22 protein-coding genes, 1 tRNA gene and 1 riboswitch are annotated in these 21326 nt (G+C 50.2%); of the genes, 9 read left to right on the plus strand and 14 right to left on the minus strand.

Annotation, left to right across the window (positions count from 1 at the left end; all coding sequences use genetic code 11):
• Nucleotides 1–105 precede the first annotated feature (105 nt).
• A riboswitch (cyclic di-AMP (ydaO/yuaA leader) is annotated at nt 106–257 on the plus strand.
• A 4-nt stretch (nt 258–261) separates the two neighbouring features.
• Nucleotides 262–747 carry a C40 family peptidase gene (locus ACX1C1_RS05935; protein ID WP_458956211.1) on the plus strand — a complete coding sequence of 162 codons (486 nt, stop codon included), beginning with the start codon at nt 262–264 and terminating at the stop codon, nt 745–747.
• Nucleotides 748–875: 128 nt separating this feature from the next.
• Here the strand turns inward: ACX1C1_RS05935 and ACX1C1_RS05940 are convergent, their stop codons facing one another.
• Nucleotides 876–2126, minus strand: coding sequence for an MFS transporter (locus ACX1C1_RS05940; RefSeq protein ID WP_458956212.1), 1251 nt, complete (start codon nt 2124–2126; stop codon nt 876–878).
• A 64-nt stretch (nt 2127–2190) separates the two neighbouring features.
• On the opposite strand from ACX1C1_RS05940, the gene ACX1C1_RS05945 reads away from it, so the two are divergent.
• Entirely contained in the window at nt 2191–2724 is a 534-nt protein-coding gene (locus ACX1C1_RS05945; RefSeq protein ID WP_458957603.1) for a GNAT family N-acetyltransferase, read from the plus strand.
• 28 nt (nt 2725–2752) lie between these two features.
• Here ACX1C1_RS05945 and ACX1C1_RS05950 read toward each other — a convergent pair whose 3' ends face one another.
• Both ACX1C1_RS05950 and ACX1C1_RS05955 read right to left on the minus strand, forming a co-directional pair.
• Nucleotides 2753–3994, minus strand: a complete 1242-nt coding sequence (locus tag ACX1C1_RS05950; protein ID WP_458956213.1) for an EAL domain-containing protein — start codon at nt 3992–3994, stop codon at nt 2753–2755.
• Nucleotides 3995–4135: 141 nt separating this feature from the next.
• Nucleotides 4136–4429, minus strand: coding sequence for a hypothetical protein (locus ACX1C1_RS05955; protein ID WP_458956214.1), 294 nt, complete (start codon nt 4427–4429; stop codon nt 4136–4138).
• Nucleotides 4430–4668: 239 nt separating this feature from the next.
• On the opposite strand from ACX1C1_RS05955, the gene motA reads away from it, so the two are divergent.
• Complete coding sequence (motA, locus tag ACX1C1_RS05960) at nt 4669–5469, plus strand: flagellar motor stator protein MotA (protein WP_458957604.1); 801 nt, start codon at nt 4669–4671, stop codon at nt 5467–5469.
• The gene (locus tag ACX1C1_RS05965; RefSeq protein WP_458956215.1) at nt 5453–6298 is read left to right on the plus strand and encodes a flagellar motor protein MotB; all 846 of its coding nucleotides are present in this window, start codon (nt 5453–5455) and stop codon (nt 6296–6298) included. Before motA ends, ACX1C1_RS05965 begins: the two co-directional genes overlap by 17 nt.
• A gap of 109 nt (nt 6299–6407) precedes the next feature.
• Here ACX1C1_RS05965 and rluF read toward each other — a convergent pair whose 3' ends face one another.
• From rluF to ACX1C1_RS05980, 3 genes are all read right to left on the minus strand, one after another.
• Nucleotides 6408–7109, minus strand: coding sequence for a 23S rRNA pseudouridine(2604) synthase RluF (gene rluF / locus ACX1C1_RS05970; RefSeq protein WP_458956216.1), 702 nt, complete (start codon nt 7107–7109; stop codon nt 6408–6410).
• A 41-nt stretch (nt 7110–7150) separates the two neighbouring features.
• On the minus strand, nt 7151–7828 hold the full coding sequence (locus tag ACX1C1_RS05975) for an NAD(P)H-binding protein (protein WP_458956217.1): 678 nt from the start codon (nt 7826–7828) through the stop codon (nt 7151–7153).
• 80 nt (nt 7829–7908) lie between these two features.
• A complete protein-coding gene (locus tag ACX1C1_RS05980; protein ID WP_458956218.1) occupies nt 7909–9729 on the minus strand; it encodes a PAS domain S-box protein in 1821 nt (606 codons plus the stop codon).
• Between the two features lie 207 nt (nt 9730–9936).
• On the opposite strand from ACX1C1_RS05980, the gene tadA reads away from it, so the two are divergent.
• On the plus strand, nt 9937–10401 hold the full coding sequence (tadA, locus tag ACX1C1_RS05985) for a tRNA adenosine(34) deaminase TadA (RefSeq protein ID WP_458956219.1): 465 nt from the start codon (nt 9937–9939) through the stop codon (nt 10399–10401).
• Nucleotides 10402–10408: 7 nt separating this feature from the next.
• Here tadA and ACX1C1_RS05990 read toward each other — a convergent pair whose 3' ends face one another.
• Nucleotides 10409–10606, minus strand: coding sequence for a Spo0E family sporulation regulatory protein-aspartic acid phosphatase (locus ACX1C1_RS05990; RefSeq protein WP_458956220.1), 198 nt, complete (start codon nt 10604–10606; stop codon nt 10409–10411).
• Nucleotides 10607–10938: 332 nt separating this feature from the next.
• On the opposite strand from ACX1C1_RS05990, the gene ACX1C1_RS05995 reads away from it, so the two are divergent.
• On the plus strand, nt 10939–12429 hold the full coding sequence (locus ACX1C1_RS05995) for a UDP-N-acetylmuramoyl-L-alanyl-D-glutamate--2,6-diaminopimelate ligase (protein ID WP_458956221.1): 1491 nt from the start codon (nt 10939–10941) through the stop codon (nt 12427–12429).
• A gap of 64 nt (nt 12430–12493) precedes the next feature.
• On the plus strand, nt 12494–13213 hold the full coding sequence (gene cuyB, locus ACX1C1_RS06000) for a cysteate racemase (RefSeq protein WP_458956222.1): 720 nt from the start codon (nt 12494–12496) through the stop codon (nt 13211–13213).
• 555 nt (nt 13214–13768) lie between these two features.
• Here the strand turns inward: cuyB and ACX1C1_RS06005 are convergent.
• From ACX1C1_RS06005 to ACX1C1_RS06020, 4 genes are all read right to left on the minus strand, one after another.
• Nucleotides 13769–14152 (minus strand): nuclear transport factor 2 family protein, encoded by a 384-nt coding sequence (locus ACX1C1_RS06005; protein WP_458956223.1) that lies wholly within the window; start codon nt 14150–14152, stop codon nt 13769–13771.
• A gap of 165 nt (nt 14153–14317) precedes the next feature.
• Complete coding sequence (locus tag ACX1C1_RS06010) at nt 14318–15679, minus strand: FtsW/RodA/SpoVE family cell cycle protein (protein ID WP_458956224.1); 1362 nt, start codon at nt 15677–15679, stop codon at nt 14318–14320.
• Nucleotides 15676–16008, minus strand: coding sequence for a PadR family transcriptional regulator (locus ACX1C1_RS06015; protein ID WP_458956225.1), 333 nt, complete (start codon nt 16006–16008; stop codon nt 15676–15678). The genes ACX1C1_RS06010 and ACX1C1_RS06015 overlap by 4 nt, the downstream gene beginning before the upstream one ends.
• Nucleotides 16009–16090: 82 nt before the next feature.
• Nucleotides 16091–16672 carry a TetR/AcrR family transcriptional regulator gene (locus ACX1C1_RS06020; RefSeq protein WP_458956226.1) on the minus strand — a complete coding sequence of 194 codons (582 nt, stop codon included), beginning with the start codon at nt 16670–16672 and terminating at the stop codon, nt 16091–16093.
• A gap of 113 nt (nt 16673–16785) precedes the next feature.
• Here ACX1C1_RS06020 and ACX1C1_RS06025 point away from each other — a divergent pair, with 113 nt between their 5' ends.
• Both ACX1C1_RS06025 and ACX1C1_RS06030 read left to right on the plus strand, forming a co-directional pair.
• Nucleotides 16786–17328 (plus strand): hypothetical protein, encoded by a 543-nt coding sequence (locus tag ACX1C1_RS06025; protein ID WP_458956227.1) that lies wholly within the window; start codon nt 16786–16788, stop codon nt 17326–17328.
• 94 nt (nt 17329–17422) lie between these two features.
• A tRNA-Arg gene (locus tag ACX1C1_RS06030) sits at nt 17423–17499 on the plus strand.
• A 383-nt stretch (nt 17500–17882) separates the two neighbouring features.
• Here ACX1C1_RS06030 and ACX1C1_RS06035 read toward each other — a convergent pair.
• The 3 genes from ACX1C1_RS06035 to ACX1C1_RS06045 form a co-directional block, all read right to left on the minus strand.
• Nucleotides 17883–19334 carry a polysaccharide deacetylase family protein gene (locus tag ACX1C1_RS06035; protein WP_458956228.1) on the minus strand — a complete coding sequence of 484 codons (1452 nt, stop codon included), beginning with the start codon at nt 19332–19334 and terminating at the stop codon, nt 17883–17885.
• Complete coding sequence (locus ACX1C1_RS06040; protein WP_458956229.1) at nt 19334–20020, minus strand: hypothetical protein; 687 nt, start codon at nt 20018–20020, stop codon at nt 19334–19336. Before ACX1C1_RS06040 ends, ACX1C1_RS06035 begins: the two co-directional genes overlap by 1 nt.
• Before the next feature lie 288 nt (nt 20021–20308).
• Entirely contained in the window at nt 20309–21166 is an 858-nt protein-coding gene (locus tag ACX1C1_RS06045; protein ID WP_458956230.1) for a MurR/RpiR family transcriptional regulator, read from the minus strand.
• Between the last annotated feature and the right edge of the window lie 160 nt (nt 21167–21326).

A 21326-nucleotide genomic window follows, 5' to 3' on the forward strand; every position in this document is an offset into this window, starting at 1 on the left:
TAATTTCACTTTTAAACACCAAAATTATCACTCTATTATTAATATCTTCTCATATTCAACACGAATCAACATTTTCCTATTATTATAATGCTTAGTTAATAACTTTGGATGATATTGCCTAATTCCCGCAAGGGAAACGGGGGAACCACTCTGGGTGAATTGGCTTCGACGTCTGTTTCCATACAGCGCCTGTGAAGTCATAGGGAACCTTCAACCGAACCCCACAGCTAACCTCGTCGGCACCGGAAGGAGAACTACAAGTTGAAGAAGAAGATTAGCTCTGTATTGCTGGGGCTTGTGCTTCTGCTTGCATTCCAGGCAGGAAGCGCTTTCGCAAGCTCCGAGATGGACGGCATCATTGATGGTGTTATCGGAACTCCTTATTCGTACGGCGGTTCCACCACAAGAGGTTTTGACTGCTCCGGATTTACTGGCTACGTATTCAAGAAGATGGGTATTGATCTCTCTCGCAGATCGGTAGACCAAGCAACGCAAGGCACGAAAGTCGCTAAGGCGGATCTTCAGCCGGGCGATCTAGTCTTCTTCGACACAAGCGGCAAGATAAACGGCGGCATCTCGCACGTAGGCATCTACGTTGGCGACGGCAACTTCGCCCACGCCTCCACGAGATACGGCGTTACGATCGAACCTCTGAACGGCTCGTATTACAAGTCGCGCTTCGTAACAGCGCGCCGCGTAATGGACGAGAAGGAGTATCAAGCTCTGACTGTCGCAGCAGCCAAGTAAGAGATGTGATTCAGGACTGTCCCTAACGTACGCGTATTTAATGGACATATGCCTCACACATACAAGAGGACCTCAACTTCCACTGTTACATGGAGATTGAGGTCCTTTTGTATGTCGTACGACCTGCCCTAGCTCTGTTCCTTCGTTTCGAACCGCGCGATGCGGCGCCCCTGAAGGAGCATGGCTCCAAGCAGAAGCAACATGATGACAACTAAGATGGCCAGATAGCTAATCGTCAGTTCTACATCGAATCGATCCATCAACCAGCCTGTCACTCGCGGGAACAACGCCCCGCCAATACCACCGAATGCGACAAGCAGGCTCGTCGTCCGCTCCGTCATGCCTGGGAGCAGGCTGTTGGCGTAGACAAGAGCGATCCCGAATACACCGGAGAAGAACAGACCACTAAGCGCGATTAGCACCATCATCCAATACAACTGCCCGGTCAACGTCATCACACCAAAAACAACTAACGCTCCCGTCACTGCAATCGCTAAGTATCGGACATAGCCGATTCGATCGGCGATTATTCCGGCAAACAATCGTCCGAGCACCACCGTTCCCCAGAACAAGCTGAGCGAGGCAGCAGCAGCGGCTTCTCCAAGATCGGTACGAGCAATTAATATCGAAGGCAGGTAGTTGGAGAAACTCATCTCCATCCCTACATACACCATAAAGAACAACGCGCTAAGAACCAAGAACGGCAACAGCTTGCCTGTATACCCAAGCCATCCCCTCTTCGACCCTGCCGTTATATTACTGGTAATCAAATGACTCGATTCAGCCCGTTCTGCTGCAGCCGCCGACTCCTTGGCCGCCGTTATGCCGAGCTTGTCATCCAGCTCGCCAAAGGACATGGTCAACCACAATACAAACGTAATTCCCGCCATTGCCGAGAGGATTGGAAATGAGAGCTGCCAGACATGCTCTTGTATCAAGTAAGCCACCGTAACCGGTATAATAAGCGCCCCAATGCCAAAGAATGTCTCCAGCCGGCTCATCGCCGAAGCCTTCCCCTTCATCGTATCAAGGATCACCGCTCCCACGATCGCTTCCGTCATCCCGAACCCGATACCTGCAATCGGGGCGAACGCAAGCATCCAGCCCCATGGCAAGAGTAAGCTATATGCCGCTTCGCTGATGGTCAACAACCCCATAGCGAGCAGAACGGCACCACGTTTGCCAATCCGAGCGGTCAAGTTTGGCGCAAGCAGCACCCCTACCATAAACCCGAGGAATTGATTCATGATCCATTGCCCGCCATCCTTATAGGTGACGTCATAATAGTCCATTAATTGCTCTAATATTGAACCGCCCACCACATGGGCGATGCCTATAACCAGATAAGATAAACAACCGATCCATAACAGCTTCTTCACGTTGATAATTCCCCTTATGATACATACGCGCGAGCAAGCGCCTATCTGATATAATCCAATTATGATGAACAATAAAGAGATTGAACCGAACCCTATTCATTATAAACCAAACACATCAACGATGACTATCGTGCCGCTGGAATTAGACCATGCTGCCCAGTTATGCGACTGGACGTACAGCGCCCCCTATGAGCGCTTCAACTGGCCCGATTGGGATGCCATGCAAAAGGACGAGATCGAATTCGGTGATCCCGTCCTGCGCATACAGCAATATGGAGCCATTCTTGACGAACGGCATGATTTGATTGGCTATGTCCAGTTTTTCCCGCTGGGGAACGTCACGAGGCTGGGACTGGGACTTCGTCCAGATCTCTGTGGGATGGGACTTGGCGCATCCATCGTTCGCATGCTGGCGGAGGAAGCGCTGCGCCGGATGCCCGGCAACGAGATCGATCTGGAGGTGTTGATCTGGAACGAGCGAGCGATCCGCGCCTATGAGAAGGCAGGATTTCGGATTACGGACACCTATCTGCTCCCTTCGTTAACAGGCGGCGATCCGGAGCTGTTTCATTGCATGGTGTACGAGCCTTCCTATTAACGAGGATAATCAGGCGCTGGTCAGATGGCTATACCGGACCTACTCCGTCCTTGCTATCCGCAAACAGGATAATGCCGGGACGGACCAGCACCGAGATTGACCGAATCCAAGCCCTGGAGTCGAGATCCGTATACGAGCGGGACACGATAGCCCGTCTTGTCTCATTCAACTGCACCAGATTGGGTACGAAGTACGGTCGCCAACTCCAATTAGCGTGCCTGTACTCCTCTTCACGCCTCCAGCCGCCATCCTCGCCTCTGCTGAAATTGGCCGACAGCTGAATCCCTTCTTCATTGCATATGTACACCTTGGTGCAGGATTCACTCAAGAACGGAAGCAGCCACTCCAACCAATCATCCGCATTCTCTGGACTCTCGTTGTGCCCAACTCCGCCCACTATCGTCTGTATCCGTTCGGCAAGCTCCTCTGCTTCGTGCTGCCATTGCTTCTCGATCTCCGCCAATCGCCTCAGATTACGTTCTAGACCACTCTCGATGAAGGGAGCGAAGGTTGAAGGCGCAAGAAAGTCAGATTGTGCCTGCGCAAATAGGAAACCTTGTACATATCGGGCCCCCGATTGGATCGCCCGCTCCAGATCTTCTTTGGTCTCGACCCCTTCGAACAACAGGGAAGCGCCAATCTGCTCGGCAAGCTCAGAGAAGGATCGAAGCACACCATAATATCCGTTATGCGTTGCGCTCTTCTTGACCATGTGCATATCGATCTTAAGCAGGTTCGGCTGAATCTGCGCGATACGATCCGCACTGCTGAATCCGCTGCCGACATCATCGATCGCAATTAGACAGCCGTATGAGCGATAATAATCAATCACCTTCCGGAGCACATCCATCGATCCGTTGAAACTTTCTTCCGTAATTTCAATGACAATCCGAGAAGGATCGCCGTTATACTTCGTGATCAGGTCCAGCGTATACAACTCTCCGCTCTCGGCTTGCCGGTATATCCAGTCCGGCTTCAAGTTCAGAAATAGCAGCGATGGTTCCTCTTCTTGCGCATGCTTCGCAATCGCCTGTTCCCGGATGAGACGATCGACAAACAAATGCTCTTCCATCGGAATAGAATGATCGCCAAAGAAAGGACCTAGACTCCGAGGTCTCTCCTTATCTTTGCCTACCGCCCTGCCCAGCACCTCATACCCGGCGATTCGCCTGGTATCTAGCGCAATAATAGGCTGGTAGTAGGCCGCTATGGATTCTCCATCCAATCGCAGGCTTAGTGGCAGCGAATCCGCCGAATGAGTACCTGTCATTTTGTTCTCCCCAATGTTACGATCATGTCAGCTATACTACCACTCGATTTGTTTCTATTCTACTGGAGAGCTTTACTAAAGTAAAGATTTTCGACAGCATTCGATCCCGATATGTCGCTTTTTATACACCAAGTGGGGCAACTAGATCAAACGGATAATATGGATCACATTATCTCCTTGCATCACTTCAATAATATGATGTTTGTTGTTGTATACAACTCCACCTTGCCCGACCTTTATATTGGGATCCTCGCCCAGCCCAAAGAAAACATCATCGGCGAGCGCCTCCATAACTTCATGTCGATCCGACGGCGGCAGCGCATCCCACTCGCCTTCCTCCATCTCGAAGAACGTATAGCTTTCCTCGATATCTCCAACCGCTTGCGTCAATTCCTTTAATATATCCGCGTATTCACGTGCGTGACGTACACCCATCTCTCACACATCTCCTTAATATTATGGTTCACTGCCAATGACAATTAGTTCGTGTTCAAAAGATCAGGAATGCTTCTCGAGCTGCTTCTTAATGGAAAGCTCACTTTTTGAACAACCTCTATAATCTCAGAATACCCTTTTGTCGATATAAATAGAAGTAGACAAGTGCAAACGATGACTTTAGCGCTGATTCCGCTTGCTCGCGATGCACGAAGAATTTTAACTGGACGGGGTGCATGATGAAGAACACTACAATTATTGGTCTTGTATTAGGTTTAATCGCAGTGCTTGGCGGGATGGTGGTAAAAGGCGCTCACTTATCGTCGCTCCTCAACCCAGCTGCCTTTATGATAATTATTTTGGGTACCGTCGCCTCTGTCATGATCGCCTTCCCGATGTCAGAGCTTAAGAAGGTAGGCAAACTATTCAAGATTGTATTCACCGAGCAGAAGTTCGCTTCGCGCGAGGAGCTTATTACACGTTTCATGGAGTGGGCATCCATTACGCGCCGCGAAGGTTTGCTTGCGCTTGAAGCTCGCGTCGACGAGATCGAAGATACGTTCCTCCGCAACGGCATGCGTATGATCATCGACGGTAACGACCAAGATCTCGTACGCGATGTTCTGCTCGAAGATATCTCCGCAACCGAAGATCGACACAAAGCGGGCGCCTTGATCTTTACGCAAGCAGGTACTTATGCGCCTACGCTCGGCGTACTCGGAGCGGTTGTCGGTCTCGTTGCGGCGCTATCCGAGATGAGTGACATGGACAAGCTTGCACACGCGATTGCGGGTGCGTTTATCGCAACGCTGCTTGGTATCTTTACAGGTTATGTATTGTGGCATCCGATTGCCAATCGATTGAAACGTATTTCCAAAGAAGAGATTCAAATCCGTCTCATGATGCTCGAAGGTTTGTTATCTATCCAGTCAGGCGTATCTACAATCGCAATCAACCAGAAGCTGTCCGTCTTCCTGACACCAACAGAGCGTAAGCTGATGAAAGAGAAGGAGGAGAGGGCCGTTGAGCAGAAAGCATAAGCATGACGATCATGAAGAACACGTAGACGAATCGTGGCTTATCCCTTATGCCGACCTCTTGACGCTGCTTCTCGCCTTATTCATCGTGTTGTATTCCATGAACTCCGTCGACGTCAAGAAGTTCGAAGAGATGTCGCAGGCGTTCAGCCTTGCGTTAAGCAATGGCAGCGGGGTGCTTGATATGCCGGCTGTCATCAAGAATGGCGAGGATCCTTCTAAGGAAGGCAAAGCTGGTGATGAGAAGGAAGAAAATAAAGAGAACAACGAACAACAGAGCCAATCCGATCTGGAAGAACTTATTAAGCGGGAGCAGGCAGAGCTAGAGGATCTCAAGAAAAAGATCGACGCCTATATCGATAAGAACGGACTTACCTCCGACCTAGAGACCAAACTCAACATGTCACAGCTACTGATTACGATTAGCGATAACGCCTTGTTCGCGCCTGCACAAGCGAGAATCAAACCAGAATCCGAAGAGCTTGCAACCGCGATCGCAACGATGCTGACGCAATACCCGAACTATGATGTTATTGTTGCGGGTCATACCGACGACACGCCAATTAATAACTCACAGTTCAGATCCAACTGGGATCTCAGCGCTATGCGAGCGATCCGATTCCTGGACGTGATGCTAGAGAACAAGTCTCTGGACGTCAAACGGTTTAGCGCCGTCGGTTATGGCGAGAACCACCCTGTAGCAGATAATGACACGGTAGCGAACAAAGCCAAGAACCGCCGCGTGGAGGTTTCGATCTTGCACACTTACGTGAATCCTCAAAATGTGCAAAGCTTGTCCGCGACCGGCGCCGCCGCTCCGGCTGCACAATAGCAACAAAAAAGCCACATTCGCTGCTTCAAGTAGCGGATGTGGCTTTTTCTATGTAAGATCAACATCATTTGTTGCAATGCCGGTTCAATGCTATTATTGCAGCAGCCATTTATCTCGGTTGATATTGCAGCAGCCCGAACAGCTCGCTTCGCTCGACCTCCGAGAGGTCACGCCACTTGCCTACCGGCAGCTCGCCAAGATGGATGTTCATAATTCGGACGCGCTTGAGCTTGCGCACATGATATCCGAACGCCTCGCACATACGACGAATCTGCCGATTGCGCCCTTCCGTCAGTATAATGCGGAATGTCCGCTCAGCCACACGCGTTACTGTACACGGCAGCGTCAAGCTTCCAAGCACTTTAACGCCTTCTGACATCCCTCTTACGAACACTTCCGTCAACGGCTTGTCCACGGTTACGATATATTCCTTCTCATGTTTCCCTTCGGATCGCAAGATGGGGTTGACGACATCTCCGTCATTCGTCATGAGTATGAGCCCCTCCGAATCCTTATCCAGTCGTCCGATAGGGAAAATCCGCTCGGCATGACCTACAAAATCGACGATATTGCCCTTAATATGGCTCTCGGATGTGCTGGTAATGCCAACCGGCTTGTTAAGCGCAATATAGACATGTCGTCTCTGCTCGCCGATCCGCTTGCCCTCTACACGAACATCGTCTCCAAGCTCGGCCTGACTGCCCAATACTGCAATCTCGCCGTTGATCGTCACCTTGCCGGACTCAACCAGCTTATCCGCCTCCCTGCGGGAGCAGAAACCGGTTTCGCTTATAAATTTATTGATTCTCACTGCTGTCTCACCTCGTTGTAGCGTATCCTACACTAACTTTTCTATTTCCGCAACTGGCCAGCCATCGATTCGATATCTTGTGACGTAATGATCGTCGGGAACGCGAGACCAGTCAACGCGGCCGTTGCCATGGCCTGTGCAATCCGCTCTGCATGTACAGGCTTATATTTGCCTAATGGACCCGCGAACAAGAAGGAGCCCCACTGGGACAGACCCGCAGCCATTCTCTCTCCTAACCGGAATTCTCCCCTGTTCCCTAAGATAAGCGAAGGCCGGAACAGATGCAGCGATTTCAGCGATAAACCTTGCAAGTCGCGCTCCAGCCTGCCTTTGACTTTGGTGTAGAAGAAAAGTGAATCCGGATCCGCACCGATCGACGACACAAGCATCAGTCTCTCCGCGCCGGCACGCTTCGCCAGTTTCGCCAGCTCCATGGGATAATGGTAATCGACCCGCTCGAAGCTCGGCTTGGAGCCTGCCTTCTTCATTGTCGTTCCAAGCGCGCAGTAGACATCCGCTCCTGCGAACATTTCGATCGGCAATTCTCCGATTCCCTCATAATCAATCACAAGCTGAGTCAGTCTCGGATGTGCAAGATTAATTCTTCTTCGCACGAGTACTGTGACGCTTTCGTAATCTTTGGATCCAAGCAGCAGCTTGACCAGCTCCCCGCCCACCAATCCGGTTGCACCTGCTATGACGGCTCTTCGCTTCATCATCAGCCCCTCTTTCTCTCTATCATAAGCTAGAGCTTGACTCCTATCTGGACTATGTTAGGATCATCACTTCGTCTCATTTGTTATTGCGCCGCCGGCAGCTCTTTCTCCGGCTCATGCTTGAGCACCGGCAATGTGACCTTCACGGATGTGCCCACGTTGACTTGGCTCTGAATATCTAACGTACCGCTATGACTGTTAATAATCCGCTGGCTGACCATGATACCAAGCCCAGTACCCGTCTCCTTGGCGGTAAAGAATGGGTCTCCGATCTTGGATATAAACTCTTCCGGGATGCCGACTCCCTCGTCCGTTATAGAAATCGCAATCCGTTCGCCTTTGCGCTGGATGGAGATATGGACTGGACCGCCCCCCGGCATCGCTTCGATTGCGTTTTTGAGCAAGTTAATGAACACCTGCTTCAGTTGATTCTCCTCGCAAGAGATGCGACATTCTTCATCCGTTACGACCGTATGGAACACAATATTATGTAGATGCGCTTCACTATTAAGAAAAACAAGGACATCGTTCAGGACATTCCGGACATCTTTCGTTACGAATTTGGTTGCCTGGGGTTTCGCCAATATCAGGAACTCGCCCACGATCAAATTGATGCGATCCAGCTCTGACAACATCAGATTGACATGCTGCAGATTAAGCTTCTGGCTCTGCTGCTGCAGCTGCAAGAATCCCCTGAGCGTTGTGAGCGGATTGCGAATCTCGTGCGCAACGCCTGCAGCGAGCTGGCCTACGGTCGTCAGCTTCTCTGATCGGCGCAGCAGCTCCTCCATCCGATTGCGGCTTCTCATATCGCGGCAGATGCTCGCGAACGCTCGAATCGTTCCATCCGAGTCACGAATCGGCGACACCATGACACTCACCGGAATAATTTCGCCGGACTTCGTTATTCGAACCGTCTCTTGGGCCGGCAGCTTCTTGCCAGCGAGCAGCAAACCAATCATCTGCCGTTTCTCTATACGGTGAGTATCCGGCACAGTCGGGAAGCGCATGCCCATCGCCTCGGCCTCCGTATACCCAAACAGTTGCTCGAATGCGCGGTTGATCTGAATGACCTTGCCGTCGAGATCCATTAGGTGGATGGCATCGTTCGAGTGGTTGATAAACGACTCCAGATGTTCTTTCATCTGTCGGTTCTCTTCGAACGCCTTCCTCAGCTTGCTCATATAGATACTGAGATTCTGGGACATCGCGTTGATCTTAAGCGCCAACAGACCGAATTCATCCTTGCGTTTGATCAAGATCGGCTTATGGAACCGTACGGACGATACTTCATTGACCTTCCATAATATATCCTTGAGCGGTCGAATCATAACCCCAACAAGTACATAGGTAAGCACCACCATAAGGAGGAGGAACACGCCTGCAATGAGGAGGGCATTCGTGTTATTCATGCCAAGCATCAATCGAACACTGGATTGATCGAAAACAACACTGATTACATAGCCGTTAACACCCGGGCTTGCCATGAAGCTGCGGTAATATGGCTCTCCATTGTATTTGATCGTTTGATAGTGCAGCTTCTTGTCCTTTTGCGCTTGCGCAATGAGCGCATCGTTGTTAGCATCAATATAAACATAACTACCGTAGGCAACACTATTCGTGTTGTTCTTGAATACGGTTATCTCTTTCACAAAGGGGTTCACTTTACTAATTTGAAGAAAGCTCTCGTCCGGGCTTGCCACTCGTTCGATATTGTACACCAACGAACGTCCCTCGTAGTCGATTACGGCTTGATTCGCTTGAACGGACGCATGGTGCATCGATTCCTTCATCAACTCCTCATGACCCTGCATCATGGAGTATTGGTTCACCAAATGATAGAGAAAGACTACAGATACCAGCATAAGCGTGATTGCTGCTGTCAATTTGAACTTGATCGACAAGGAATAACCCACCCTTCTCGCGATAATCGAGAAGACCCCCTCCCAATTATCAACAATCTATTCACAGTATACACAGAATATATATACAATAGTGGATGGAATGTGCGTAACTCTGTTGATAACACGCTAGTTATCCACATTGTTATCCACTACCTGTTAACAGAAGAATATTTGTTCGTTGTATAAACCGAGCATAGGAGACTAAATATGAGAAGAGAATTAGAAGATCGCGACTGGATGATGGAAGCTATTGCCGAAGCCGAGAAGGCGGAGGCGATCGGCGAAGTTCCCATCGGCGCGGTTATCGTCCGGCATAACGAAATTATCGGGCGCGGACATAACCTCAGAGAAACGACTCACGACCCTACCGCCCATGCGGAACTCGTCGCCATTCGCGATGCCTGTAACAACATCGGCGCCTGGCGGCTGCTGGACTGTACGCTATACGTCACGCTGGAGCCTTGCCCCATGTGCGCCGGAGCGCTTGTCCAATCGCGCATCAAACGCGTTGTCTACGGAACAACAGATCCCAAGGCAGGCTGCGCTGGGACACTTATGAACCTACTACAAGAGCCCCGTTTCAATCACGAAACGGAGCTCACAAGCGGCGTCCTGCATGCGGAATGCGCTATGCTGCTTACCCGGTTCTTCCGTAGGTTACGAAATCGTTGAGAAGCATCTATTTCTTTATATCTGTTAGATTGGACGTGTGTTGAATCTCATCTCGTTGCAAATATTGCAACGCCACGATGAGTTGATCGGCCTCTTCGCTAATGGCTATCACGGCCGGATCTGTTAAACTGCCTCGCGCTTCGGCAATCTCGTGAAGCTTGAGCCTAAGCGATTGCAACTGAGTCAGCAGAAGTTGTTTATCCATACTCGCTTCGAGGCACACTCCTTATCTTAGAAGACTTGGCAAGGGAATAGTTCCATTATACTCCTTGATTACCAAGGAGTTTGTAAAAACTTGTCGACGAATGGCAATAATTTTCATGCACATTTCGACAGCTAAGGGCTGATTCGTCTTCAAGATAGCACTTTCGACCTACTCAACACCGTACCTTCGGCCCCCTGGGTCCGTTCGCAATTGTATTATAAGAAGCGATGCAGTAAAATGACTTCATATACATACGGAAACGGATTAGAAAACCTTAAATTATTCATAAAAGCCAATGTGGTAATATAAAAGTATACAAAGGGGCTGATTACATGCTGCTTCGTTCCTTATTGGAAGAACTGGACTATGTCGCCCTTCAGGGCACACTGGACGTCGACATCACGTCGATCGCCTTCGATTCCCGCGAGGCCGCAGAAGGCGGTCTGTTTGTCGCGATCGCAGGCTTCACCGTTGATGGCCATAGTTATGCTAACAAGGCCGCGGAGAGCGGCGCCGCTGCTATTCTCGTGGAACGCGACATCCCGCTCGCGGACTTCCCTCCTTCGGTTACGGTGCTTAAGACGCCGGATACCCGCAAGGCGCTGGCGCTCTTATCCTCGCGATTCTACGGCAAACCGACAGAGAAGCTGAGCCTGATTGGCATTACGGGCACTAACGGGAAGACGTCGACCACTTATTTTGTCAAATCGATATTAGAAGGCTTAGGCTCGAACGTTGGGGTCATCGGAACAATTGGCGCCATGATCGGCGATCAAGCGATGGCGACGAAGTCGACCACGCCGACTACTCCCGAAGCGCTTCATCTGCAGCATATGTTCGCGGATATGGCGGAGTCTAACGTGGACTACTGCGTCATGGAGGTCTCTTCGCATGCGCTGAGTCTGCACCGGACGGCGTCATCCCGCTTCCGCATTGGCGTATTCACCAACCTGACGCCGGATCATCTGGAGCTGCACCGCACGATGGAGGAGTATTACGAAGCGAAAGCTATGCTGTTCGACCTGACTAGCGACTACAACGTCATCAACGTCGACGATGAGTACGGAAGACGGTTGGCGGACAAGGTTCGTCATTATGATGCCAAGCTTGTCACGTACAGCGTAGGCGAAAGCTCGGCGGACGTGTACGCGACAAATATTCAATACGAAGCAGACTTCACCACGTATGTCGCTCATACGCCTGCAGGAACCGTTGATATTCGCGTTAATTTGCCCGGCCTCATCTATGTGTATAACAGTCTCGCCGCTATTGCGTGCGCCTATTGCGAAGGCGTCTCCTTGGAGAGAATCGCTTCTGGCATCCGTGCTGTAGAGCGTATCAAGGGACGGCTTGAGGTCGTCTACCAGGATGCTGATCGCAAGATTGTCGTCGACTTCGCCCATACCGAGGACAGTCTCGAGAAGGCGCTCTCGACGCTGCGCCCATTTACCAAAGGACGGCTCCTCCTCGTATTCGGCGTCTATGCGGCACCGGGCAAGGATGGCAGCGGCAAGCGTGAAGCGATGGGCAAGATCGCCGCAGAGCACGCTGACTATTGCATCATCACGTCGGACAATCCGAAGAACCAGGATCCCGACGCCATCATTGCCGAAGTAGCCGCAGCTGTCGAAGCGGCAGGCGGCACTTATTGCGGTATTGTCGACCGTCGCGAGGCGATCGAATTCGCAATTGAGATGAGCCAGAAGGACGATGTCATTCTCATCGCCGGCAAAGGCCATGAGACGACCCAAGTCATCGGCAAGACGGAGATCCCCTTCAACGAATCTGAGATCGTATGCGACATTATGAGCAGCAGAGCCTAATGCGGTCGCTGCCCCGCGTGCCCGCCCGTTCGGGCTATTTGACGAAAGAGAAGGTCAACCTCCTATGAAATATACAAGCTTAGGCGTGCTCGGGGGAATGGGACCCAAAGCTACCGCTGTTTTTTTTGATAAAGTGATCGAGAACACCAAAGCGGACCGCGATCAGGAGCATATCGATATGGTCATCCTGAACCACGCAACCGCACCTGATCGTACGAGCGTCATCCTGGAGGGCAAAGAGGAGCTGTTTCTCGAGGCCATTACCAAGGATCTGCGATTGCTTGAGCTCGCCGGGGTGTCTCATATCGCGATTCCGTGCAATACCTCCCATTATTTCTATGACGACATGCAAGCGATGACCAACGTTCCGATCATTCATATGGTCGAAGAGACGATTAAGCTCATCCGCGAACGCTACGGTGCAGGCAGTCGCATTGGCATTCTTGCAACAAACGGTACGATGCGCACTGGCATCTACGCCAAAGTATGTCAACAATACGACATGGAGTTATTCGCTCACGATGATCGTATTCAAGACCAAGCGATGAAAATTATTTACACCAACGTCAAAAGCAACATGGATTTCTCACCCGACGAACTAGAAGCGCTGATCGACGAGCTCGTCACCGAGCATGGCTGCCGCTGCGTGATCCTGGCGTGCACGGAGCTCTCCTGCATCAAGCTGAGCAGCCGAGCGGCCGAAGTCAGCGTCGACGCCATGCAAGTGCTGGTGGAGAAGGCCATAACATTATCGGGCAAACAAATAAAAACCATCGACGGATAGCGTCGATGGTTTTCTTGTTCTTGTTGTCATAAGAAAAACAAGTGTTAGACTGCCGCTGTTTTATTTAACTAAATTTCCCAGTTAGACAGCATCGTAAATCACTTCAATTTCGTGTGTTTTACCATTGCAGTCCTCTATTACGAAATTAAACCGATTATTATTATGGACTGGCATGTTATCGGGTTTAAAGAAATTTTTATAATTGTTTATAATTGCGTATTAAATCATCTGCAACCCAATCCGGAACGTCAACATCGTCGGGGTTTAAAAACCTAGCCAATTCGGTTGTGGTCCCCTTATCAATAAGGTCTGAATATGTAACAACCATTTTCTTACGTTAAGGCCACATGATCGGGGCGGAGTGCATTGTATGTATAAATTTGTAAATGCTGATCTCGACATGCCGACAAACAGAAGAAAATGCTGTTGGATACCTGCAAGCGGGTGAGTTTTACGACCGTAGAACGAATGAGAGACTGCTGAGATGAATATAGCCAACAAACCGCTCAATATGAGTGGTTCGTTGTTAAATTAACGTACCCGTTAGAATGTTACTTAACTATAATCTTCAATTAATGATATCTTACCTTCCTTAATCTCGAATACTGACTTTCCATTCAGTTGAAGCTTATCCCCCATTTTTAAGCCGTTAGGAAAATCAATAGCAAGAATACCCTCATAATCAATTCCAACCTCTACTTTGTCATTTATGACGCTGTACTGGTTGATTATCTGACGACGGCTGGAGAACATCGATGACGACTGTTCTGCCAATTCTCTAAAATCTTGTATTCCTCTGGTTTCCGTGGTGATTTCTCCATTAGAAATATTCCTAAATATTATATCTTCGTTTACGAGCTTAACCATGCCTTCAATTTCAAATGAATTGTATGCCTCAAGATACTTATCAATTAAATCTCTTATTTCTTTGTTACCCATTACCATAATCCTCTCCTTAACCCTTATATAGAAGATTTATTCCCAACACAATACTACCACATAATGGGAATTAATTCCAGTTAGTTTAATGGAGCGTTGCCTGTCTAACACTTTATTTTCTCAGTCTAAACTGTATTTTCTTTTAACACTTGTACGTATCAGTTCTCAGTGAAGCACCGTCGCCGAGCCTGTATAATCGCGGGAGCTCATCATATCCTTCCTTCGGTAGGCACTTAATACGAGTCCAATGGCGGCAAATTCCACGATAGACCCCGAACTCCATAAGACAATCGGCATGGATATTCCAAGTATAGGAAGCAAGCCGAGGCACATCAGGATATTCCAGACGAGTCTGAGCGCGAGCACAGCTGTTATCCCGATCACAAGCTTGCTCGCATAACCATCCTTAAGGCGTAGACCGATCCCTATCATCCGGTATGCTAACAGTAGAGCCAAGACAGCTAATCCCGTCCCGAACACCCACCCCATGCTGTAGATCAAATAGGCGAACATCATATCAGAATTAGCGAACGGAATATCGATGGTGTGACTCCCGAATCCATGCCCCCATAGTCCCGCGGATTGGATAGCCTCGAGCATTTGCCCACTCGCATAGTATCCCGCGGAGCTCTTGCTGAGAGCGCCGAATAGCCGGTCCCATATGTACACGTATTGATGGTAATTAAATGAGTAGATCAGTATCGCTGCTGTTGCCGCTAGACCGGACAGTACAACGATTACTTGTTTCATGCGACCCGAGAAAACCATCAAAATCATGAAGCCCGCTGCATATATCATGAACTGCGCCATGGATGGCGCAATGATATAGAAATACACTGGCAGGCTCCCGTATACAATTACATCTCTCAGCAGCAACCATAACCTCCTGCCCCATCGTGTAGGGGCCTGCCGCTCCTTATCCAGCTGAAGGATACCTGCAAATGCAATGAGGAACAAGTACGGCGACATACTGTATACATTGAGGCCCATATTCCCGACAACAATCCATTGGTCTGCACCGTTGATCTGAGTTCCCTGAACCTGTGCTATGACCAGCAGAAGCAACGTCCCCCCATATAATGGCCATGACAAGCGAAGCAGCTTGCGGTAATCCGTGAAGTATATGACAACCAAGAAGACAAGCCCCAGCGATCCCGAAATCAACTTCACTACTAGTGTGTTCTGCTCCATGGAGGACGATTGAAGCGAGAACATCGAGACAAGAGCAACACCTACCAGTAGAGTAAGCATAGCAATCATGCCCCACTCCGTACGCGGCCGATGCGCGGCATGAAGCCCTTCGCCAACGACATGGGGGTCGCCCATCTGCCTCAGCGCCGCCGCGACAGCCTCGTCCAATCCGCGCCCCTCTTGTTCCATATACTCCTCTACAATCTCCTCCAGATGCCCCGCCATCTCCAGTCGAATATCTTCGTGGACGCTCTTCGCCTTTACCGGTGCGCATACATCGTCCAAATAACGCAGGACGGCAGGGTGCTCCATAATCGGATACTTCGGCTTATTCATACGCCGCCCTCCCCAATTACTCGATCCACCGAGGTGCGGAACAACGTCCACTCCTCCCGCTTATGCTCCAACTGCTTGCGGCCATGATCCGTAATACGATAGTACTTGCGTTTGCGCGCACCTTCCTCGCTCCAATATGCTTCCACCTGACGGTCCGCTTCGAGTGCATGCAGGATCGGATACAGCGTGCCTTCCTTAAACGAGAATACGCCCGCGGAGCTCCGCTCGATTTCCTTCGTCATCTCATAGCCATACATCGCTTTGCGGTCCAGCAGCGTTAAGATCAGGATAACCGTGCTGCCCTTCATTAACTCCTTGTTAATGATCATTACGTATACCTCGTTTCCCTATACATCGATTATCTATGTATAATAGCGTTGTATACTAATGTATCGGAAATCTAGGTAACTGTCAATGAATGGTTATTGAATTCAAATGATAGAACACCACTCGCAGCAGCTCATCAGGAGTAGTTTTCGTTGGCCGAGTGACTCCGTGCACAACCAGTCCGTCGATCAGCGCATGCAGCCGCTGTGCTTCGAGATCCGGATCGATTCCCGGCTTAGCCAGCTTGAGATGCTGCAGCGCATAAGCGATCTCGCGGAACACGGACAATAGAGCGTCATGCACTTCCTCGCAAAGCGCACGAAGCTCTGGATAGGCCATAGAGCCGCCCATGAACGCCAGCCATACCTCGCACTCCGCGAGACGTTCCTCGTCCAGCGGCACAAGCTCGCGAATGATGACTTCAATATCCTTAAAAGGGTCCCCGCTCCCCGTTTTGCTTCGAATTCTCTTCTCGACACGTTCGGAAACAAGCCGCATGGAAAAAGCAAGCAGCTCCGACTGCGTTACGAAATAATGTCTCAGCGAGCCGAGCGACATCCCGGCTTCGTCTGCAACACTTCGCACCGACACTCCCTCCAGCCCTTCCCGGCGTATAACGCGCCAAGCCGCTTCTGCCAGCTGTTTCCGACGTTCTTCATGATTCACAATTTTAGGCATGTCCTTAGTGTAGCACGGATTGATTTTTTAATACAGTTGTGCGAAAATAACATTATCTTTTTAGCACGACTGTATTATTTAATGAGAAAGGACTGACTTTGATGCTTCTAACCGCCATCATTATCTGCTGCGAAATCGGCTTCTGGGTGCTCGTGCTGGCCGGCCTCGCTTGCCGTTACTTGCTGAGACAAAAGAAGTTGGGAGGCTTCCTCCTCATCCTGACGCCAATTGTAGATTTCATCCTCATCGTTGCTACGGTGATCGACCTGCGTGACGGCGCCACCGCTAGTCTCGTTCACAGCCTCTCGGCGATTTATATAGGCGTATCCATCGCCTACGGCCACAAAATGATCCGCTGGGCGGACGAACGGTTTGCTTTTCGATTTGCGGGAGGACCAGCGCCGGCTCACAAGCCGAAGCACGGCCCGGCGCATGCCGCCTACGAGCGCCGCATGTGGTTCTATCATTTGCTCGCATGGGCAATTGGCTGTCTCTCGCTTTATGGCATGATCAGCTATGTCGACGACGTCGCTCGCACAGAAGCTCTCTCAGGTACGATACACCTATGGTCGATCATTGTCGCCATAGATTTCGCGTACAGCTTCAGCTTCAGCCTGTGGCCCCGTAAGGAGAAGATTGTTTAGACCCGTTGTCTTCCTTCCGATGGCGTCAAAGATCTTGTATACTCTTTCCATGTTGCACCACAAAAGACATCGATGGTATAATAAACACCGTTGCGCGCCCGTAGCTCAGCAGGATAGAGCGACAGTTTCCTAAACTGCAGGTCGTACGTTCGAATCGTATCGGGCGCGCCAAATATAGAAAGCCCAGAACCACACAAATGTGTGGTTCTTTTGTTGCCAATATCTTATTAAACACATTGCATTAATAAATGATCTGCAAGATATTATATACGGTTTTCATTTTTAGGATTTTTTGGTATTCTATAATGGTTTAATAATCTATTCTAGAAGGAGCCTTCGCCGATTATGGACATATCGTCTACGTTTTCCATATTCTCAATTTTATTAATCTTTTTTTACTTGATATTGTTCGGGATCAGCATCTACTGCCTAGTCCTCTTTATCAAGCTCGCTCATCGCGGAATCAAAGCACTCGATATCTATATCAATGAAAAAACGAACCGCCTATAACATCACAAGGGTCGGAACCATAACGGCTCCGACCCTCACCCTGCCTATTGAAAAACAGCAAATTTCAGCTTCTGCTCCAGCAAATAATCGATAATCTCCGGCAGCGCATCCAGCGTAGCCTTCTTCTCGTGCATCACGTAGATGCCGCCTGAGTTGCTAAGCTGCTTGAAGTACGCAACAATATCCTCCGAAGTGTCCGCCTTCCAGTCCTCCGGATCCCGGTTCCACATTAACGTCTTCATCCCAAGCTCTGCCGTCGCAATCTCCACATCATCATTCGTCGCGCCATAAGGGGGACGGAATACCGATACTGGTGCTGCGCTCTGCTTGGCGATAACCTGATTAGCCTTCTCCAGGTTCGCGGAAATATCATCGACCTGCAACTTCGTCAGCTTACTGTGATCCCAAGAGTGATTGCCGACAGCCATTCCGTGTTCGGCCGCGTAAGCTGCCTCCTCTGGATAATGTTCGGCATTCCGCCCAATGAACAAGAAGGTACCCGCAACTCCCCGCTCCTTGAGCAAATCGACAATAGCCTTCGTGTAATCGGATGGACCATCATCGAATGTGAGTGCCACATATCCGTCCGGCAGCTTATAAAGGGGCGTATCTCCATCTAATGTGATCAGCTCTACGATTTCTTCATCAAACGATGCAGCCGTTTCTTCTTCCTTCAGCATACCCGTTTCCGGTTGTTTCTCCTGCTCCGGCGCTCCCGCTTCCGCTTTCGCTTTCGCTTGTTGAGCATGGTCGCTTGGTTGCGTGACAGACAAATCAGCTTTCGCAACCACTGCTAAGTCCTGCCCGCCGTTTGTGGCGATACCCGCGCCCGTGGTCAGGAAGGCCGAATCTGCAAGGGATCCTGCCTGTTTCGCACCTTCACCAGCGCCTTCCACCACGACGGGCTGATTTTCGCTGAGTGCTTTGGCATCATCAATATAGATTTGCCCCTCTACCTCGAACCACACCAGAAGAAGAACAAGTGACAACACAAGTAAGCGAAGCGCACTGAGCGAATAGCGAATCATCCGCGGTCGTACATAGGCATTCACGACGTGCGAGACCGAACTCCACATAACAGTCGTCTCCACAGATCCATTAACGAGGACCGATGGTACTGCAGACTCAGGAGTCTCGGCGCTAGTGAGTTCCATCCACTCACAGTTCCTGAAACGGGCCAGCATAGTTTCAAATTCCGCAGAGCAGTCAAAATAATATAACCGGCCCCCCGACTTATCCAGTTTCACGATGCTGCCGAAGTACGTACGGCGGAATGGATCATATTTGGTATATAGCGATAATCTTACTCGCCCATCGGAGAGCGGAGCAAGCTGCTGAAGCTGCAGATAGGTCGCCTCGTCCAGCTCGGCTTCGAGCTCGGTCAGCGCTCCCTTCTGTCCATTATCCAGGCCTACGCCAAGCTTCATGACGTAGCGGTCATGTCTGTCTTCGAGCGACAATAGCTCAATCGTCTGCAAGGAGTCGATTCTCATCATTAACCTTCTCTTCCGATCGGCGCCGACATCCGGTTCGTGAAGTCGCTGATCATATTGGCGAGATAAACCTTCTCTTGATGCGTAGACTCGTATTTCTGCTTGAGATGCTGATGCTCGACCTCCTGACGGTTCACTTTCTCTTCCAGCTCGTGCACCCGTTTGTTTTTGTCCGCCAAGACATCGTTATGTTTGTTTTGCAGCGATATGTATTTCTGCTTCTCCAGCTCGATTACGCTCTTGAGCTCTTCGATTTCGGACGTCAGCCGCCGTTCCAGCTCCCGATAATCCTCGGCCACTTGATCGACCTTCATGTTTTTGTCGACGATCTTCTGCTCCAGATCCAGGATGCTTTTCTCCCGCTCGTCGATCACCTGCGTCAAATGCTTGACATCGCGATTCAGCCGATCGATGTTGCCGCCGGAATGCGTGAGACGATCTTGCAGCTCGCTATTCTGCATCTCCGTATGCTGTTTGGCCTGAATCATTTGTTCTACGGCGAGCACCAGATCCAGAGACTTTTTGTCCATGCGGGACTTCTGAATAAAGATCGAATCCTGAGGTGATTGGGCCGGAGGCGAGGAAGGCTCTTCGGGACTAGGCGCTGCGACTTCCTGCTTCGCTAGTTCTTGCGACCGATCCTCCTGACTTTCTTGGGTACCCTTCTTGCGAAAAAAAGGGGAAATCATAGATTATCATCACCTTTTCAAGGATTATGTTGGAAAATGTCGAACTATTTTAGTCTATTATAAAAGATTACGGCCTTTTATTAGTGGGACTATATATCCAATTTCAAGAAACCGAACTTTTGGACTATCGTCGGGATATATAGAGAATATTATGGGTAATTGTCCCTATTAAAAGCTCGCCATCTTCCTGTCAGCTGCGGTAGTGGACTTGAACGACTAGCTCAAATACGGCAAAAAACAGACCTCCGCCAACACAGGAAGGTCTGCATCCTCTTTGCTCCATCTATGTCACTTCGGCAATTGTGCGGCATAACGTCTTCGCAAAACATGCAGCTTCTCCAGCTTGGCCATGCCGTCCTTCCCCCGAAGCTGCGTCACGGCAACGGTCAAGGCTTCGACGATCGCGACCGGCGCCGTCATGGAGTGAAAGCCCTCTAACGCTCCCCGGTCCAATTGCAGCACATAGTCGCTCTCCTCCAGCATGTCCGACAGCAACAGATCCGTAAGCATGACGATCGTATATCCCGCTTCCCTCTTATGCTCCAGCAGCACCGTCAATTCCGGCGTCCGTTTCACAAATGCGAACAACACCACGCAGTCCCCCGCGCCAATATGGAGCAGTCCTTCCAACATGTTGCTGCCGCTCGCCGCGAGCGTCCTAACCTGCAAGCCGATCCGAGCCAGCCGGAACGCGAACAACTCCGTTAGGAACGCCGCCGCGCCGCCCCCATGAATATAGATCGTGCCCGCCCGGTGGATCGTCTCGGCCGCCCCCGCGAATTGCTTCCGATCCATTCGCTTCGCCGTCTCGGTCAGATTGGAGGAGGCCAGCCCGGTCAGCTCGTCCACGATGTCCGCCTCGCGCTCCTCGACCTGGCTCAGAATCTGCTCCATCTTGCCCGCGGGCGTCGCCGCGGTCCCGTTCTGCCCGCTTAGCTGAAGCGCCTTCTTGAAGTCCTTCAGATTGCGATAGCCGATTGCCCGCCAAAACCGGGACAGAGTAGCCTTACTGACGCCTACCTGCCCGGCGATCTCCTCGTCCGTGCAATACGGAATGCGTTGCAACGATCCCGCGATATAGTTGGCGATCGCTTGTTGACTCTTCGACAATCCTCCTACTTCCACTTGCAATTGAAATCCATTCATATGTGCTTCAGCCTCCGTGTGCGTAATGCCTCGCTCTCTTAGTCGGTGTCAGTATACCATACGATGAAACAATATGAAATTTATATTTCATTATTAATATTATGAAATAAATTTTACAATATCGATACGAAACGTTGATCGTCGCATAACAGTCCGCCCC

Source organism: Paenibacillus sp. strain BS8-2 (assembly GCF_054483835.1).

Excerpts from the sequence above, each read along its gene's own strand:
- ACX1C1_RS05945 (WP_458957603.1), top strand. The coding sequence starts at position 2,191 with ATGAACAATAAAGAGATTGAACCGAACCCTATTCATTATAAACCAAAC.
- ACX1C1_RS05950 (WP_458956213.1), bottom strand. The coding sequence starts at position 3,994 with ATGACAGGTACTCATTCGGCGGATTCGCTGCCACTAAGCCTGCGATTG.
- ACX1C1_RS05955 (WP_458956214.1), bottom strand. The coding sequence starts at position 4,429 with ATGGGTGTACGTCACGCACGTGAATACGCGGATATATTAAAGGAATTG.
- motA (WP_458957604.1), top strand. The coding sequence starts at position 4,669 with ATGAAGAACACTACAATTATTGGTCTTGTATTAGGTTTAATCGCAGTG.
- ACX1C1_RS05975 (WP_458956217.1), bottom strand. The coding sequence starts at position 7,828 with ATGATGAAGCGAAGAGCCGTCATAGCAGGTGCAACCGGATTGGTGGGC.
- tadA (WP_458956219.1), top strand. The coding sequence starts at position 9,937 with ATGAGAAGAGAATTAGAAGATCGCGACTGGATGATGGAAGCTATTGCC.
- ACX1C1_RS05990 (WP_458956220.1), bottom strand. The coding sequence starts at position 10,606 with ATGGATAAACAACTTCTGCTGACTCAGTTGCAATCGCTTAGGCTCAAG.
- ACX1C1_RS05995 (WP_458956221.1), top strand. The coding sequence starts at position 10,939 with ATGCTGCTTCGTTCCTTATTGGAAGAACTGGACTATGTCGCCCTTCAG.
- cuyB (WP_458956222.1), top strand. The coding sequence starts at position 12,494 with ATGAAATATACAAGCTTAGGCGTGCTCGGGGGAATGGGACCCAAAGCT.
- ACX1C1_RS06005 (WP_458956223.1), bottom strand. The coding sequence starts at position 14,152 with ATGGGTAACAAAGAAATAAGAGATTTAATTGATAAGTATCTTGAGGCA.
- ACX1C1_RS06010 (WP_458956224.1), bottom strand. The coding sequence starts at position 15,679 with ATGAATAAGCCGAAGTATCCGATTATGGAGCACCCTGCCGTCCTGCGT.
- ACX1C1_RS06015 (WP_458956225.1), bottom strand. The coding sequence starts at position 16,008 with ATGATCATTAACAAGGAGTTAATGAAGGGCAGCACGGTTATCCTGATC.
- ACX1C1_RS06025 (WP_458956227.1), top strand. The coding sequence starts at position 16,786 with ATGCTTCTAACCGCCATCATTATCTGCTGCGAAATCGGCTTCTGGGTG.
- ACX1C1_RS06035 (WP_458956228.1), bottom strand. The coding sequence starts at position 19,334 with ATGATGAGAATCGACTCCTTGCAGACGATTGAGCTATTGTCGCTCGAA.
- ACX1C1_RS06040 (WP_458956229.1), bottom strand. The coding sequence starts at position 20,020 with ATGATTTCCCCTTTTTTTCGCAAGAAGGGTACCCAAGAAAGTCAGGAG.
- ACX1C1_RS06045 (WP_458956230.1), bottom strand. The coding sequence starts at position 21,166 with ATGAATGGATTTCAATTGCAAGTGGAAGTAGGAGGATTGTCGAAGAGT.